Here is a 15,867-nt window from a genome sequence, read left to right as displayed (position 1 = left end):
GCTCCATATCCCCCATCAGTCCATGAAGCCCTGGAGCTTCAATTCAATGGAGCGCGGGTTCTCACCCTCGGCGATCGACAGGATCCCTTCCAGCAGCATTTCGCGATAGCGCGACTGGCGCAACGCGATGGATTTGAGCTTGGCCGCAATTGGCAGCAACACCAGGTTGGCGCTCGCCACGCCGTAGATCGTCGCGACGAAGGCCACGGCGATGCCGCTGCCCAGTTGCGACGGATCGGCCAGGTTGCCCATTACATGGATCAGGCCCATCACCGCACCGATGATGCCAATGGTCGGCGCGTAGCCGCCCATGCTTTCGAAGACCTTGGCCGCCTCGATGTCGCGGCTTTCCTGGGTGTAGAAATCCACCTCCAGGATGCTGCGGATGGCTTCCGGCTCGGCACCGTCCACCAACAATTGCAGGCCTTTGCGCGAGTAGCTGTCGGGTTCGGCATCCGCCACCCCTTCCAGGCCCAGCAAGCCTTCCTTGCGAGCGGTCAGGCTCCAGTTCACCACGCGGTCGATGCCACCGGCCAGGTCGACACGGGGCGGGAACAGAATCCAGATCAGCACCTGCATGGCGCGCTTGAAAGCGCTCATGGGCGATTGCAACAGCGCCGCGCCAATGGTGCCGCCGATCACGATCAACGCCGCCGGACCGTTGGCCAGCGCGCCCAGATGACCGCCTTCCAGGTAATTGCCGCCAATGATGGCGACGAACGCCATGGTGATGCCAATCAGGCTGAGCACATCCATTACAGGCAGGCCTCGACCAGGTGTCGACCGATGTCATCCAATCCATACACCGCGTCGGCAAGATCAGCTTTCACGATCGCCATGGGCATGCCATAGATCACGCAACTGGCTTCGTCCTGGGCCCAGATCGCACTGCCGCCCTGCTTGAGCAGGCGCGCGCCTTCGCGACCGTCGGCGCCCATGCCGGTCAGCACCACTGCCAAAACTTTGTCGCCGTAGGACTTGGCGGCGGAACCGAAGGTAATGTCCACACAAGGCTTGTAGTTCAGACGCTCATCGCCCGGCAGGATTTTCACCGCGCCGCGGCCGTCGATCATCATCTGCTTGCCACCCGGTGCCAGCAACGCCAGGCCGGGACGCAGGATGTCGCCATCCTCGGCTTCCTTGACGCTGATGTTGCACAGCTTGTCCAAGCGCTCGGCAAATGCCTTGGTGAACGCCGCCGGCATGTGCTGGATCAGCACGATGGGGGCCGGGAAGTTGGCGGGCAACTGAGTCAGGACCCGTTGCAGCGCCACCGGGCCGCCGGTGGACGTGCCGATCGCTACCAGCTTGTAGGCTTTGCGCTTGGGTGCCGGCGACGATGCACTGGCAGGCGCCGAACGCGTCGGCGCAGGTGCCGGGGCGCTACGCACCGGTGCAGGATTGAAGCTGCTCGAAGCCGTCGGCGCAGGCACCGGGCTTGGCGCCGCCACCGGGGCGGGTGCCGGCGCGCTGTAGGCACTGACACGGCGATTGCTGCGGGAAATGCTGTGGACCTTTTCGCACAGCAACTGCCGGACCTTGTCCGGGTTGCGCGAAATGTCTTCGAAATTCTTCGGCAGGAAATCCACCGCCCCGGCGTCCAGCGCATCGAGGGTCACCCGGGCGCCTTCATGGGTCAGGGAGGAGAACATCAAGACCGGGGTCGGGCAGCGCTGCATGATATGCCGCACGGCCGTGATGCCGTCCATCATCGGCATCTCGTAGTCCATGGTGATCACGTCCGGCTTGAGTGCCAGGGCCTGATCGATCGCCTCTTTGCCGTTAGTCGCGGTACCGACGACCTGAATACTCGTGTCCGCTGAAAGAATTTCCGAGACGCGGCGACGGAAAAACCCCGAATCGTCCACCACCAGGACTTTAACTACCATAAACACTCCGTTAGACGAGACGCGGCCCTGGGCCACGCCCCTCCAGAATCAAATACGCCGGGCGGCGTAACGCTTGAGCATGCTCGGCACATCGAGAATCAACGCGATGCGGCCGTCGCCGGTGATGGTGGCGCCGGACATGCCCGGGGTGCCCTGGAGCATCTTGCCCAACGGCTTGATGACCACTTCTTCCTGGCCCACCAACTGGTCGACGACAAAGCCGATCCGCTGGGTGCCCACCGAAAGGATCACCACGTGGCCCTCGCCCTGCTCGACGTGAGCAGCGGAGCTGACCAGCCAGCGCTTGAGGTAGAACAGCGGCAGCGCCTTGTCCCGCACGATGACCACTTCCTGGCCGTCGACCACGTTGGTGCGCGACAGGTCGAGGTGGAAAATCTCGTTGACGTTGACCAACGGGAAGGCGAAGGCCTGGTTGCCCAGCATCACCATGAGCGTCGGCATGATCGCCAGGGTCAACGGGACCTTGATGACGATCTTCGAGCCCTGGCCCTTGGTCGAGTAGATATTGATCGAACCGTTGAGCTGGGAAATCTTGGTTTTCACCACGTCCATGCCCACGCCACGGCCCGACACGTCGGAGATCTCGGTCTTGGTCGAGAAGCCCGGGGCGAAGATCAGGTTGTAGCACTCGGTGTCGCTGAGGCGGTCGGCGGCATCCTTGTCCATCACACCGCGTTTCACCGCGATGGCACGCAGCACGTTCGGGTCCATGCCTTTGCCGTCATCGGAGATCGACAGCAGGATGTGGTCGCCCTCCTGCTCGGCGGCCAGGATCACCTTGCCGCTGCGGACCTTGCCCGAGGCTTCGCGTTCTTCCGGCGACTCGATGCCGTGGTCGACCGCGTTGCGCACCAAGTGGACCAGCGGGTCGGCCAGGGCCTCGACAAGGTTCTTGTCGAGGTCGGTCTCTTCACCCACCAGTTCCAGGTTGATTTCTTTCTTGAGCTGGCGAGCCAGGTCGCGAACCAGGCGCGGGAAGCGCCCGAAAACTTTCTTGATCGGCTGCATCCGCGTCTTCATGACCGCGGTCTGCAGGTCCGCCGTGACCACGTCGAGGTTCGACACGGCCTTGGACATGGCTTCGTCCTGGCTGTTGAGGCCCAGGCGCACCAGGCGGTTACGCACCAGCACCAGTTCGCCGACCATGTTCATGATCTCGTCCAGGCGCGCGGTGTCGACCCGAACGGTGGTCTCGGCTTCGCTGGCCGGTTTTTCCGCTGGCGCGGCCGCTGGAGCACGGGCTGGCGCCGGGGCGGCGGCAGCGGCAGGCTTGGCGGGCTCGGCCTTGGGTTCCGGTGCCTTGGCGGCGGGTTTGGGCGCGGCCTTGGCCGCCGGTGCGGCCGTCGTGGCGGCGGCAGGCGCGGCGGAAGCGGTACCGACCTCGCTGAACTTGCCCTTGCCGTGCAGCTCATCGAGCAGCGATTCGAATTCGTGGTCGCTGATCAGGTCGCTGCCTGCGGCAGCGGCAGCAGGTTTGGCCGGCGTCGGTGCCGAAGCGATGGCCGAATCCAGGGCGTCAACGGCAAAGGTGCCCTTGCCATGCAACTGGTCGAGCAAGGCTTCGAATTCGTCGTCGGTGATGTCCGAGCTGTCGCCCGCCGCTTTCGGGGCGGCCGGGGCTGCTGGCGGGACAACGGCATCTGGCGCGAACTGGCCCTTGCCGTGAAGCTGGTCGAGCAGCGACTCGAACTCGGCATCGGTGATTTCGTCGCTGCCAGCGCCATTGCTGGCTGGTGCAGCCGGCGCAACCTGAGCGGCCGGCGCCTCGGCCTGGGCCTTGACGGCACTCAGGGAGTCCAGCAACTGTTCGAATTCATTATCGGTGATGTCGCCCGATTCTTCGGCGACCGGTTCTTCAACCACTGCCTCGGCAACCGGCGCGGCTTCGTCAGCCGATTGCGGCTCGGCCAGGCGTGCCAGCGCGGCGAGCAGCTCGGGGGTGGCCGGGGTAATCGGCGAGCGCTCGCGCACTTCGCTGAACATGCTGTTGACCGCATCCAGCGCTTCGAGCACCACGTCCATCAATTCCGAATCAACGCGACGCTCACCCTTGCGCAGGATGTCGAACACGTTCTCGGCAATGTGACAGCACTCCACCAGCTCGTTGAGCTGGAGGAAGCCGGCGCCTCCTTTTACAGTGTGGAAACCGCGAAAAATTGCATTGAGCAGATCCGCATCATCAGGTCGGCTTTCCAGCTCGACCAGCTGTTCGGACAGTTGCTCTAGAATCTCGCCGGCCTCAACCAGGAAATCCTGAAGGATCTCTTCATCGGCGCCGAAGCTCATTAATGGCTGCTCCTAAAATAGGGCTAAATCAAAATCCAAGGCTGGACAGCAAATCGTCCACATCGTCCTGACCGGACATAACGTCTTCTCTTTTATCGGCATGAATTTGCGGACCTTCACCCTGAGAGAGATGTTTTTGTGGATCTTTTTCAGCAAGTATCGCTTCACGGTCGTGTTCGATGCCTGCAAAGCGGTCGACCTGGCTAGCCATCAGCACCAGTTTGAGCAGGTTGCTTTCCACTTCGGTGACCAGTTGGGTCACACGCTTGATCACCTGGCCGGTCAGGTCTTGATAGTCCTGGGCCAGCAGAATGTCGTTGAGGTTGCTGGCCACGGCGCGGTTTTCGCTGCTGCTGCGCGTCAGGAAACCGTCGACCCGACGGGCCAGCTCCCGAAATTCTTCAGCACCGATTTCGCGACGCATGAACCGGCCCCAGTCGGTGCTCAAGGCCTGGGCCTCTTCACTCAGGCCATTGACCAGCGGTGTTGCGCTTTCCACCAGGTCCATGGTGCGGTTGGCCGCGGCCTCGGTCAGCTTGACCACATAGCCCAGGCGCTCGGTGGCGTCGGTGATCTGCGAGACTTCCTCGGCCTGCGGCATGTGCGGGTCGATCTGGAAATTGACAATCGCGCTGTGCAGTTCACGCGTGAGCTTGCCCACTTCCTGATACAGACCACGGTCACGGGTCTGGTTGAGCTCATGGATCATTTGAACCGCATCGCCAAAGCGACCTTTTTCAAGGCTGTCGACCAGTTCGCGGGCATGTTTTTTCAGGGTCGATTCGAAATCGCCCATTGAAGATTCGTTGTCCATAGCTCCCCCGTGGCGCAGTTAACCGATGCGTTCGAAGATTTTTTCGATCTTCTCTTTCAACGCCTGGGCCGTGAAGGGCTTGACCACATAGCCGTTTACACCGGCCTGGGCCGCTTCGATGATCTGCTCGCGCTTGGCTTCGGCAGTCACCATCAGTACCGGGAGGTGCTTGAGTTTTTCGTCGGCGCGCACATGGCGCAGCAAGTCGATACCGGTCATGCCGGGCATGTTCCAGTCAGTCACCAGAAAGTCGATGCTCCCGCTGTTGAGGACCGGAATGGCTGTGACGCCATCATCCGCCTCGACCGTGTTGGTGAACCCAAGGTCACGCAACAGGTTTTTTATGATCCGCCGCATCGTTGAGAAGTCATCAACGATGAGGATTTTCATGTTCTTGTCCAATTCGACCTCCAAGCAGTCTTAAACGCGCCCAGCACCTGGACGCGCCATTTCAATCAATTCCGGCACAACACTCGACAACGGTCTGGAGCACAACGGATGGAAACTGACCCGGCAACGCCATGCAGTCCCGCTCGCAGTGTCCCCACACTGCCTGTCAGCGCGCTCGCCACTCCCCCAAACGGCCCCGCAAGCGGGCCGCGCACTGGCTGTGTAACTGGCTGACCCGAGATTCGCTGACCCCCAGGACCTCACCGATTTCCTTGAGGTTCAGCTCTTCGTCGTAGTACAGCGCCAAGACCAGTCGCTCACGTTCCGGCAAATTGGCAATCGCATCCGCCAGCGCGCTCTGGAAACGTTCATCTTCCAGGTCACGTGACGGCTCCATGTGAGCACTCGCGTTATCCTCATGCAGCCCTTCGTGCTCGCCGTCCTGCAAGAGGTCGTCGAAGCTGAACAGGCGACTGCCCAAGGTATCGTTCAAAATCCCGTAATAATCATCGAGACTCAACTGGAGTTCGGCCGCAACCTCGTGATCTTTAGCGTCACGCCCAGTTTTAGCTTCGATTGCCCGAATCGCGTCACTGACCATGCGGGTATTGCGGTGCACCGAACGCGGCGCCCAATCGCCCTTGCGGACTTCATCGAGCATCGCCCCACGAATGCGAATACCGGCATAGGTCTCGAAACTGGCGCCCTTGCTGGCGTCGTATTTGTTCGACACTTCAAGCAGGCCGATCATGCCGGCCTGGATCAAGTCCTCGACCTGGACACTGGCCGGCAACCGCGCCAGCAAGTGATAGGCAATACGCTTGACCAGTGGCGCATAACGCTCGATCAATTCGTATTGGGCGTCCCGTGCCGATTTTTTGTAGAGATGGTTGTAACCGCTGGCTGTCATAACACGGGCCCTGCTGTTTGTTGCACAAGACGCTCGACGAAAAACTCCAGATGCCCGCGGGGGTTGGCCGGCAGCGGCCAGGTATCGACCTTCTGGGCGATCGCCTTGAACGCCAGCGCGCATTTGGAACGTGGAAAGGCTTCATAAACGGCACGTTGCTTCTGGACGGCCTTGCGCACGCTTTCGTCGTAAGGCACTGCACCGACGTATTGTAGGGCGACGTCCAGGAAGCGATCGGTGACCTTCGTCAACTTGGCGAACAGGTTGCGTCCTTCCTGCGGGCTCTGGGCCATGTTGGCCAGGACGCGGAAGCGGTTCATGCCATAGTCGCGGTTAAGCAGTTTGATCAGGGCATAGGCGTCGGTGATGGACGTCGGTTCGTCGCAGACCACCAGCAGCACTTCCTGGGCGGCGCGCACGAAACTGACGACCGAGTCGCCGATGCCGGCCGCGGTGTCGATCACCAGCACATCGAGGTTGTCGCCGATGTCGCTGAACGCCTGGATCAGGCCCGCGTGCTGCGCCGGGGTCAGGTGAACCATGCTCTGGGTGCCGGAGGCAGCCGGCACGATGCGAATCCCGCCCGGCCCCTGCAACAGCACGTCGCGCAGTTCGCAACGGCCTTCGATCACGTCCGCCAGGGTGCGTTTGGGGGTAAGCCCCAGCAACACGTCGACGTTCGCCAGGCCCAGGTCGGCGTCCAGCAGCATGACCCGTCGGCCAAGCTCTGCCAGAGCCAGGGACAAGTTCACTGACACGTTAGTCTTCCCGACGCCACCTTTGCCGCCGGTCACCGCGATCACCTGTACGGGATGCATGCTGCCCATGTTCGTTCTTTACCTTGTCTTCTTAGACGGAGGCCACATTACTGGCTGCGCGTTCGCATACGGAACAATGCATGGCAGACCATCGATGTAGGTACAAAAAATATTCATGATTACCTCAGCCGACCTGCTTGGTCGGGCTGTGGTAGATGTCAGCGAACATGTCAGCCATGGCTTCTTCGCTGGGTTCTTCCTGCATTTGCACACTTACGGCACGACTGACCAGTTGATGACGGCGCGGCAGATGCAAATCATCCGGGATCCGCGGCCCATCGGTCAGGTAGGCCACCGGCAGTTCATGACCGATCGCCAGGCTCAACACCTCGCCCAGGCTTGCCGTTTCGTCCAGCTTAGTCAGGATGCAGCCGGCCAGCCCGCAGCGTTTGTAGCTGTGATATGCGGCGGTTAGAACCTGTTTTTGGCTGGTGGTTGCCAACACGAGATAATTTTTTGACTTGATACCGCGTCCGGCCAGGCTTTCGAGCTGCATGCGCAGGGCCGGATCGCTGGCTTGCAGGCCGGCGGTATCGATCAGCACGACGCGTTTGCGCAGCAGCGGCTCCAGCGCCTGGGCCAGGGATTGGCCCGGATCCACATGGGTCACCGACACATTGAGGATCCGGCCCAGGGTCTTGAGTTGTTCCTGGGCACCGATGCGGAAACTGTCCATGCTTACCAGGGCGATGCTCTGGGCACCGTACTTGAGTACATAACGGGCGGCGAGCTTGGCCAGGGTGGTGGTCTTGCCCATGCCGGCAGGACCGACCATGGCAATGACCCCGCCCTCTTCCAGCGGCTCGACTTCCGGCGTGGCAATCATGCGTGCCAGGTGCGCCAGCAACATGCGCCAGGCCTGGCGCGGCTCTTCGATACCATTGATCAGCGCCAGCAGGTCGCGGGACAACGGGCCGGACAGGCCGATGCGTTGCAGGCGACGCCACAGGTTGGCCTGGGCCGGACGGCTGCCTTGCAGCTGGTTCCAGGCCAGGGAGCCGAGCTGGACTTCCATCAGCTCGCGCAGGCTGTTGAGCTCGAAGCGCATCGAGTCCAGGGCGCGCGGGTCAACCCCACGGGCTGGCGCGGCAGGTGCCGGCTCTGGACGACGCGGTTCGGCCTGGACCTGTTCCATCAGCGGTTCGGCAGCGGTCAACGGCAGGCCGGCGGTCAGTGGCTGACCGGCGAACAATTGACGATTGGTGCCCGGCGCGCCTTCGCCTTCGCTGCTGCGCAGGCTCAGTTCGGCCTGGGCGCTGGCGATGCGCGATTGAGTCTTGCGCAGCTCATCTTCAAGTTCCATGTTCGGAACCCGTGGCGCCAGCGCCGACAATTTGTAATCCAGGGCCGCCGTCAGCTCGACACCGCCGGCGATACGACGGTTGCCAATGATGGCTGCTTCAGCGCCCAGCTCGTCACGAACCAGTTTCATGGCCTGACGCATGTCTGCGGCGAAAAAACGCTTCACTTGCATAAACCACTACCTCAGCCGTTGGGCCCTACTGTCGCAACGATGGTCACTTGCTTGTTGTCCGGTATTTCCTGGTACGCCAGCACATGCAGCCCCGGGACCGCGAGGCGTCCGAATCGCGAGAGCATCGCGCGAATCGGACCGGCCACCAGCAGGATCACCGGTTGGCCTTGCATCTCTTGCCGCTGGGCTGCCTCGATCAGCGAACGCTGCAGCTTCTCGGCCATGCTTGGCTCCAGCAGAACACCCTCTTCCGAGCCTTGTCCTGCCTTCTGCAGACTATTGAGCAATATCTGTTCCAACCTTGGCTCCAAGGTGATAACAGGCAGCTCAGACTCAGTGCCTACAATGCTTTGGACGATTGCACGGGATACGCCGACCCGAACCGCGGCCACCAGGGCGGCGGTATCTTGACTCTTGGACGCGTTGTTGGCGATGGCTTCGGCAATACTGCGTATGTCGCGCACAGGCACTTGCTCGGCCAACAACGCTTGCAGGACCTTGAGCAACTGCGACAACGAAACCACGCCCGGCACCAACTCTTCAGCCAGCTTCGGCGAGCCTTTGGCCAGTACTTGCAGGAGTTGCTGGACTTCTTCGTGGCCAATCAACTCGCTGGAGTGCTTGTACAGAATCTGGTTCAAGTGGGTCGCCACCACGGTACTGGCGTCCACCACGGTGTAGCCGAGGGACTGGGCCTGGGCCCGCTGACTGATTTCGATCCACACCGCCTCCAGGCCAAAAGCCGGATCCTTGGCGGTGATGCCGTTGAGGCTGCCGTAGACCTGGCCAGGGTTGATCGCCAGCTCGCGGTCGGGGTAGATCTCGGCTTCGGCCAGGATCACGCCCATCAGTGTCAGGCGATAGGCGCTCGGCGCCAGGTCGAGGTTGTCGCGGATGTGCACGGTGGGCATCAGGAAGCCCAGGTCCTGGGAGAGCTTCTTGCGCACCCCCTTGATCCGCGCGAGCAACTGGCCACCCTGGTTGCGGTCGACCAACGGAATCAGGCGATAACCGACTTCCAGGCCGATCATGTCGATCGGCGTCACGTCATCCCAGCCCAGCTCCTTGGTTTCCATGGCGCGGGCCGGCGACGGCAGCAGTTCCTGCTGGCGCTTGACCTCTTGCAGGGCCTGGACTTTCTGCACGTTCTGCTTCTTCCAGAACAGGTAGGCACCGCCAGCCGCCAGGGCCGCCATGCTCAGGAAGGAAAAATGCGGCATGCCAGGCACCAGGCCCATCACCGCCATCAGGCCGGCGGCAACAGCCAGGGCCTTGGGCGAGGCGAACATTTGGCGACTGATCTGCTTGCCCATGTCTTCGGAGCCCGAAGCACGGGTCACCATGATCGCGGCGGCTGTGGATAACAGCAGTGATGGCAATTGCGCCACCAAACCGTCACCGATGGTCAACAAGGCGTAGACCTTGCCGGCGTCACCGAAGGTCATGCCATGCTGGAAGATACCGACGGCCATGCCGCCGATCAGGTTGATGAACAGAATCAACAGGCCGGCGATGGCGTCACCGCGCACGAATTTGCTGGCACCGTCCATGGAGCCGTAGAACTCGGCTTCCTGGGCAACTTCCAGGCGACGCAGCTTGGCCTGGCTCTGGTCGATCAGGCCGGCGTTGAGGTCGGCGTCGATCGCCATTTGCTTGCCGGGCATCGCATCGAGGGTGAAACGTGCGCTCACCTCGGAAATCCGCCCGGCACCCTTGGTCACCACGACGAAGTTGATGATCATCAAGATCGCAAAAACCACGATACCGACCACATAGTTACCGCCGATCACCACCTCGCCGAAGGCCTGGATCACCTTACCGGCGGCGGCGTGGCCTTCTTGGCCATGAATCATCACCACCCGGGTGGACGCCACGTTCAGCGCCAGGCGCAACAGCGTGGCCACCAGCAGGATGGTCGGGAACACCGCGAAATCCAGCGGCCGCAGGGCGTAGACGCACACCAGCAGCACCACGATCGACAGGGCGATGTTGAACGTGAAGAACACGTCCAGCAGGAACGGCGGCACCGGCAGCATCATCATGGCGAGCATGACCAGCAGCAACAGCGGCACGCCCAGATTACCCCGGCTGAGGTCTACGACATTGCTGCGTGCAGAGCTGAGTAACTGAGAGCGATCCACCAAAATTCCCCGTTCCTGTGAAGCAAACTTTTGACGCCCGGAGGGGCGCAGACGGGGTATTGCAAGAAGCCTTCCAACTTTTGTCGGAGGCTGGAATAGAGCGGCTGACGCACATCCAACCCTGTGGGAGCGAGCTTGCTCGCGATGGCGATGGGTCAGTCTGTGCAAACGTTGACTGGAAGACCGCTATCGCGAGCAAGCTCGCTCCCACAGGTTTCACGCGTCGCAGGTCAGGAATCCCGCCGCAAATCCGGCGGAATAGGCAAATCCTTGAGCGGTTCGGGACGCTTGCCCTTGCCGGCGCGGTGCTGGCGGATCTGGTAGACGTAGGCCAATACCTGCGCAACAGCCAAATACAGCCCCCCCGGGATTTCCTGGTCGAGTTCGGTGGAGTAGTAGATTGATCGCGCCAACGCCGGGGATTCGAGCAGCATCACTTCATTGGCCACGGCGATCTCACGGATCTTCAGCGCCAGGAAGTCACTGCCCTTGGCCAGCAACACGGGAGCGTTGCCTTTTTCGGGGTCGTACTTGAGGGCGACGGCGTAGTGCGTCGGGTTGGTGATGACCACGTCGGCGTCGGGAATCGCCGCCATCATCCGCCGCTGGGAGACCTCGCGTTGCAACTGGCGGATCCGTTGCTTGACCTCCGGCTTGCCTTCCGCGTCCTTGTGCTCGTCGCGCACTTCCTGCTTGGTCATCAACAGCTTTTGCTTGCTCTGATAGAGCTGGATCGGTACGTCGATGGCAGCAATCAGGATCAAGCCGCAGGCCATCCACAATGTGCTCCAGCCGACTAATTGCACGCTGTGGATAATGGCCTGTTCCAGCGGTTCGTGAGCGATGCGCAGCAGATCGTCGATGTCGGCCTGCAACACCGTCAGCGCAACGAACAGAACCAGCAGGAACTTCCCGAATGCCTTGAGCAACTCCATCAGCGCCGTGGTGGAAAACATGCGCTTGAGGCCGGCGGCCGGGTTCATCCGGCTGAACTTGGGGGCCAGGCTTCCGGCGGCGAACAGCCAGCCGCCCAGGGATATCGGGCCGATCACCGCAGCCAGCAACAGGCAGATCAGGATCGGCTGCACCGCCAGGATCGCGATCTTGCCCGAGTGCAGCAGATGCTGGGCCATGGACCCCGGAGAGAGCAGTACTTCGCGCGGCAGGGAGAAATTCAGGCGCATGATTTCCAGCAGGTCCAAGGCCAACCCGCCGCCATAAATCAACAACCCACCCGCCCCGGCCAGCATCACCGCCAGCGTATTGAGTTCCTTGGAGCGGGCGATCTCGCCCTTTTCACGGGATTCGCGCAGGCGCTTTTCCGTGGGGTCTTCTGTCTTGTCCTGACCACTCTCGCTCTCGGCCATGGTTCAGCGCGCCTGTGCCATGTCACGTAAAAGCTGCAAGGCCTGAGTGGCCAGCGGCTGATACTGGTTGAGGATATCCCCCAGGCTGACCCAGAAGATCACCATTCCCAACACCAGGGTCATCGGAAAGCCAATGGAGAAAATATTCAATTGCGGCGCCGCTCGGGTCATCACGCCAAACGCGATGTTGACCACCAGCAACGCGGTGATCGCCGGCAATACCAGCACCATCGCGGCGCCCATGACCCAGCCGAGCTTGCCAGCAATTTCCCAGAAGTGATTGATCAGGAACGCACTGCCCACCGGCATGGTGGTAAAGCTCTCGGTCAAGACCTCGAACACCACCAGATGCCCGTTCATGGCGAGGAAGAGCAGTGTCACCAGCATCGTCAGGAGCTGGCCGATCACCGCGGTGTTGACGCCGTTGGTGGGGTCGATCATGGACGCGAAGGCCATGCCCATCTGGATCGAAATGATTTGCCCGGCCACCACAAAGGCCTGGAAGAACAGCTGCAGCGAGAACCCCATCAAGGCACCGATGAGAATCTGCTCGGCCACCAGCATCAGCGCGCTGAGGTCCAGGGCATTGACCGGCGGCATCGGTGGCAGCCCGGGCGCGATAACCACCGTGATCGCCAGGGCGAAGTACAAGCGCACCCGAGCCGGCACCAGTGTCGTGCCGAAGATCGGCATGCTCATCAGCACCGCGGTGACGCGAAACAGCGGCAGGATGAACGATGCCACCCACGTGCTGATCTGGGTGTCCGTCAGCTCGAGCATCGACATGGGGTCAGCCGATCAACTGCGGAATACTGCCGTACAACTGCAGGATGTATTCCATGAAGGTTTGTACCATCCAGGGGCCGGCGACGATCAACGTCACCAGCATCACCAGCAGGCGCGGCAGGAAGCTCAAGGTCTGTTCGTTGATCTGGGTCGCGGCCTGGAACATCGCCACCAGCAAGCCCACCACCAGGCTGGGGATCACTAGGATCGCAACCATCGAAGCCGTCAGCCAGAGCGCTTCACGAAACAGGTCTACCGCTACTTCAGGCGTCATATCGTCCTACCCGCACAAGAGGCCTAAACACCGCCGAAACTGCCCGCCAGGGTACCGATGATCAGCGCCCAGCCATCCACCAATACGAACAGCATGATCTTGAACGGCAGGGAAATGATCAGCGGCGAGAGCATCATCATACCCATGGCCATCAGTACGCTGGCGACCACCAGGTCGATGATCAGGAACGGGATGAAAATCATGAAACCGATCTGGAACGCGGTCTTCAGCTCGGACGTCACGAACGCCGGCACCAGGATGGTCAGCGGTGCCTGGTCGGCACTCGGGATGTCGGTGCGCTTGGACAGGCGCATGAACAATTCCAAGTCGCTGCTGCGAGTCTGGGCCAGCATGAAGTCCTTGATCGGCACCTGGGCCTTGGCCACGGCATCCTGGGCGCTGAGCTGTTCCGCCAGGTAAGGCTGCAGCGCATCCCGGTTCACCCGGTCGAACACGGGCGCCATGATGAACATGGTCAGGAACAGCGCCATGCCGGTGAGGATCTGGTTCGAGGGGGTCTGTTGCAGGCCCAGGGCCTGGCGCAGGATCGAAAAGACAATGATGATCCGGGTGAAGCTGGTCATCAGCATGACGAACGCCGGAATGAAACTCAGCGCGGTCATGATCAGCAAGATCTGCAAGCTGACCGAATATTCCTGGGCCCCTTCGGCGTTGGTTCCCAGGGTGATCGCCGGGATCGACAGCGGGTCCGCGGCGAACGCCAACGGTGCGGCCAGCATCAGGGCCAATGCCAACAGAATGCGCAACGGCATTACTTTTTATCCTTCTGGTCTTTCCCCAGCAGCTCCATGAGGCGCTGGGCAAATTCGGGGCTGGCCGACTCGGTGGAGGGTACCTGTACCGGCTCCTTGAGGACGTGCAACGCAGTGATGGTGCCCGGGCTCAGGCCCAGCAGGATCTGCTCGTTGCCGACCTGCACCAGCACCAGCCGGTCGCGCGGCCCGAGCGCACGGGAACCGACGATGTCGATGACCTGGCCCTTGCCCGCCGGCCCCGCCTGTTGCACGCGCCGCAACAACCAGGCGAGAAAGAAGATCAAGCCCAGCACCAGCAGCAAGCCAAGCACCAGTTGCGCCAGTTGCCCGGCGATACCCGTGCCCGACGCCGGCGCAACGGCCGCCGTGGCAACCGGTTCGGCCGCCAGCACACTCAAGGGCAGCATCGACGCTGCGGCGAGAAAACCTTTCACTCAGCGCAACTTCTTGATGCGTTCGCTCGGGCTGATCACGTCCGTCAGGCGAATGCCGAACTTCTCGTTGACCACCACCACTTCGCCATGGGCGATCAAGGTGCCGTTGACCAGCACGTCGAGCGGCTCGCCGGCCAGGCGGTCCAGCTCGATCACCGAGCCCTGGTTGAGCTGCAACAGGTTGCGGATATTGATATCGGTGCTGCCCACTTCCATGGAGATGGACACCGGAATGTCGAGGATCACGTCCAGGTTAGGCCCGTCCAGCGTCACCTGTTCATTGCTCTTGGGTACGCTGCCAAACTCTTCCATCGGCAGGCGGTTGGAGCCGTGGTTACCGCTATCGGCGGCCAGCAAGGCATCGATGTCAGCCTGCCCGGCATCGCCGGTTTCTTCCAGGGCCGCGGCCCATTCGTCGGCCAGCGCCTGGTCATCCTGGGTGTTCATATCGTTAGCCATCATTTGTCCTCGGCGGGCAAAAATCAGTTAGAAACGCAAACTTAAAAATTCGACACCGCTCAGCGGCGTTCGATCGGCTCGATCACCTGCAACGCCAGGTTGCCTTTGTGAGAGCCCATCTTGACCTTGAAGGCCGGTACGCCATTGGCGCGCATGATCATTTCGTCGGGCATCTCGACCGGAATGATGTCACCCGGCTGCATGTGCAAAATGTCCCGCAGGCGCAGTTGGCGCCGGGCGACCGTCGCGCCGATCGGCACATCGACGTCGAGCACGTCCTGGCGCAAGGCGTTGATCCAGCGTTCGTCCTGGTCGTCGAGGTCCGACTGGAAACCGGCGTCGAGCATTTCCCGCACCGGCTCGATCATCGAATACGGCATGGTCACGTGCAGGTCGCCGCCACCGCCATCGAGTTCGATGTGGAAGGTCGAGACCACGATGGCTTCGCTCGGCCCCACGATGTTGGCCATGGCCGGGTTCACTTCCGAGTTGATGTACTCGAAGTTCACTTCCATGATCGCCTGCCAGGCTTCCTTCAAATCGATGAAGGCCTGCTCCAGCACCATGCGCACCACTCGCAGCTCGGTCGGGGTGAATTCGCGACCTTCGATCTTGGCGTGACGACCGTCGCCGCCGAAGAAGTTGTCCACCAGCTTGAACACCAGCTTGGCGTCGAGGATGAACAACGCGGTGCCGCGCAACGGCTTGATCTTCACCAGGTTGAGGCTGGTGGGCACGTACAGGGAATGCACGTACTCGCCGAACTTCATCACCTGCACGCCACCCACGGCCACATCGGCCGAGCGACGCAGCATGTTGAACATACTGATGCGGGTGTACCGGGCGAAACGCTCGTTGATCATTTCCAGGGTCGGCATGCGTCCGCGAACGATGCGATCCTGGCTGGTCAGGTCGTAGCTTTTGACGCTGCCCGGTTCAGCAGCGTTTTCGGTCTGTACCAGACCGTCGTCGACACCATGCAACAGCGCATCGATTTCGTCCTGGGACAGCAGGTCCTGCACGGCCAT

16 protein-coding genes are annotated in these 15,867 nt (G+C 61.5%); all 16 read right to left on the bottom strand.

Features of this window, described 5'->3' with window-relative positions:
* Positions 1-15: 15 nt before the first annotated feature.
* Complete coding sequence (locus J3P85_RS07955; RefSeq protein WP_186728626.1) at positions 16-756, bottom strand: flagellar motor protein; 741 nt, start codon at positions 754-756, stop codon at positions 16-18.
* Positions 756-1,889, bottom strand: a complete 1,134-nt coding sequence (locus tag J3P85_RS07950; protein WP_434705403.1) for a protein-glutamate methylesterase/protein-glutamine glutaminase — start codon at positions 1,887-1,889, stop codon at positions 756-758. The genes J3P85_RS07955 and J3P85_RS07950 overlap by 1 nt, the downstream gene beginning before the upstream one ends.
* Positions 1,890-1,937: 48 nt before the next feature.
* Positions 1,938-4,196, bottom strand: coding sequence for a chemotaxis protein CheA (locus J3P85_RS07945; protein ID WP_434705402.1), 2,259 nt, complete (start codon positions 4,194-4,196; stop codon positions 1,938-1,940).
* Positions 4,197-4,224: 28 nt separating this feature from the next.
* Positions 4,225-5,010 carry a protein phosphatase CheZ gene (locus J3P85_RS07940; RefSeq protein ID WP_434705401.1) on the bottom strand — a complete coding sequence of 262 codons (786 nt, stop codon included), beginning with the start codon at positions 5,008-5,010 and terminating at the stop codon, positions 4,225-4,227.
* Positions 5,011-5,028: 18 nt separating this feature from the next.
* Positions 5,029-5,400 carry a chemotaxis response regulator CheY gene (locus J3P85_RS07935; RefSeq protein ID WP_064378627.1) on the bottom strand — a complete coding sequence of 124 codons (372 nt, stop codon included), beginning with the start codon at positions 5,398-5,400 and terminating at the stop codon, positions 5,029-5,031.
* Between the two features lie 166 nt (positions 5,401-5,566).
* Positions 5,567-6,310 (bottom strand): RNA polymerase sigma factor FliA, encoded by a 744-nt coding sequence (fliA, locus tag J3P85_RS07930; RefSeq protein ID WP_014337177.1) that lies wholly within the window; start codon positions 6,308-6,310, stop codon positions 5,567-5,569.
* A complete protein-coding gene (fleN, locus tag J3P85_RS07925; protein ID WP_003184001.1) occupies positions 6,307-7,137 on the bottom strand; it encodes a flagellar synthesis regulator FleN in 831 nt (276 codons plus the stop codon). The genes fliA and fleN overlap by 4 nt, the downstream gene beginning before the upstream one ends.
* Positions 7,138-7,252: 115 nt before the next feature.
* Positions 7,253-8,602 (bottom strand): flagellar biosynthesis protein FlhF, encoded by a 1,350-nt coding sequence (gene flhF, locus J3P85_RS07920; protein WP_434705400.1) that lies wholly within the window; start codon positions 8,600-8,602, stop codon positions 7,253-7,255.
* Positions 8,603-8,613: 11 nt separating this feature from the next.
* Positions 8,614-10,743 carry a flagellar biosynthesis protein FlhA gene (gene flhA / locus J3P85_RS07915; protein WP_186704681.1) on the bottom strand — a complete coding sequence of 710 codons (2,130 nt, stop codon included), beginning with the start codon at positions 10,741-10,743 and terminating at the stop codon, positions 8,614-8,616.
* A gap of 230 nt (positions 10,744-10,973) precedes the next feature.
* Positions 10,974-12,110 (bottom strand): flagellar biosynthesis protein FlhB, encoded by a 1,137-nt coding sequence (gene flhB, locus J3P85_RS07910; protein ID WP_207966029.1) that lies wholly within the window; start codon positions 12,108-12,110, stop codon positions 10,974-10,976.
* Positions 12,111-12,113: 3 nt separating this feature from the next.
* Positions 12,114-12,896 (bottom strand): flagellar biosynthetic protein FliR, encoded by a 783-nt coding sequence (fliR, locus tag J3P85_RS07905; protein ID WP_434705399.1) that lies wholly within the window; start codon positions 12,894-12,896, stop codon positions 12,114-12,116.
* Positions 12,897-12,900: 4 nt separating this feature from the next.
* Positions 12,901-13,170 carry a flagellar biosynthesis protein FliQ gene (gene fliQ / locus J3P85_RS07900; RefSeq protein WP_434705397.1) on the bottom strand — a complete coding sequence of 90 codons (270 nt, stop codon included), beginning with the start codon at positions 13,168-13,170 and terminating at the stop codon, positions 12,901-12,903.
* 23 nt (positions 13,171-13,193) lie between these two features.
* Entirely contained in the window at positions 13,194-13,943 is a 750-nt protein-coding gene (gene fliP, locus J3P85_RS07895) for a flagellar type III secretion system pore protein FliP (RefSeq protein WP_186704677.1), read from the bottom strand.
* Positions 13,943-14,380, bottom strand: coding sequence for a flagellar biosynthetic protein FliO (gene fliO, locus J3P85_RS07890; RefSeq protein WP_411386820.1), 438 nt, complete (start codon positions 14,378-14,380; stop codon positions 13,943-13,945). The genes fliP and fliO overlap by 1 nt, the downstream gene beginning before the upstream one ends.
* Entirely contained in the window at positions 14,381-14,839 is a 459-nt protein-coding gene (gene fliN, locus J3P85_RS07885; protein ID WP_053120289.1) for a flagellar motor switch protein FliN, read from the bottom strand. It lies immediately after the preceding gene.
* Between the two features lie 59 nt (positions 14,840-14,898).
* The gene (gene fliM, locus J3P85_RS07880) at positions 14,899-15,867 is read right to left on the bottom strand and encodes a flagellar motor switch protein FliM (protein ID WP_186704675.1); all 969 of its coding nucleotides are present in this window, start codon (positions 15,865-15,867) and stop codon (positions 14,899-14,901) included.

It is taken from the genome of Pseudomonas sp. Z1-12 (assembly GCF_051132015.1).
GTDB classification, from domain to species: domain Bacteria; phylum Pseudomonadota; class Gammaproteobacteria; order Pseudomonadales; family Pseudomonadaceae; genus Aquipseudomonas; species Aquipseudomonas zanjanensis.
Note: the sequence above shows the minus strand (reverse complement) of the source record. Positions and strands in the feature narration are given on the sequence as shown.

Coding starts and splice junctions, on each gene's coding strand:
- flhF (WP_434705400.1), bottom strand. CDS start 8,602: ATGCAAGTGAAGCGTTTTTTCGCCGCAGACATGCGTCAGGCCATGAAA.
- fliN (WP_053120289.1), bottom strand. CDS start 14,839: ATGGCTAACGATATGAACACCCAGGATGACCAGGCGCTGGCCGACGAA.
- fliQ (WP_434705397.1), bottom strand. CDS start 13,170: ATGACGCCTGAAGTAGCGGTAGACCTGTTTCGTGAAGCGCTCTGGCTG.
- J3P85_RS07940 (WP_434705401.1), bottom strand. CDS start 5,010: ATGGACAACGAATCTTCAATGGGCGATTTCGAATCGACCCTGAAAAAA.
- flhB (WP_207966029.1), bottom strand. CDS start 12,110: ATGGCCGAGAGCGAGAGTGGTCAGGACAAGACAGAAGACCCCACGGAA.
- J3P85_RS07950 (WP_434705403.1), bottom strand. CDS start 1,889: ATGGTAGTTAAAGTCCTGGTGGTGGACGATTCGGGGTTTTTCCGTCGC.
- fliP (WP_186704677.1), bottom strand. CDS start 13,943: ATGCCGTTGCGCATTCTGTTGGCATTGGCCCTGATGCTGGCCGCACCG.
- J3P85_RS07955 (WP_186728626.1), bottom strand. CDS start 756: ATGGATGTGCTCAGCCTGATTGGCATCACCATGGCGTTCGTCGCCATC.
- fliA (WP_014337177.1), bottom strand. CDS start 6,310: ATGACAGCCAGCGGTTACAACCATCTCTACAAAAAATCGGCACGGGAC.
- fleN (WP_003184001.1), bottom strand. CDS start 7,137: ATGGGCAGCATGCATCCCGTACAGGTGATCGCGGTGACCGGCGGCAAA.
- J3P85_RS07945 (WP_434705402.1), bottom strand. CDS start 4,196: ATGAGCTTCGGCGCCGATGAAGAGATCCTTCAGGATTTCCTGGTTGAG.
- fliM (WP_186704675.1), bottom strand. CDS start 15,867: ATGGCCGTGCAGGACCTGCTGTCCCAGGACGAAATCGATGCGCTGTTG.
- fliR (WP_434705399.1), bottom strand. CDS start 12,896: ATGTCGATGCTCGAGCTGACGGACACCCAGATCAGCACGTGGGTGGCA.
- J3P85_RS07935 (WP_064378627.1), bottom strand. CDS start 5,400: ATGAAAATCCTCATCGTTGATGACTTCTCAACGATGCGGCGGATCATA.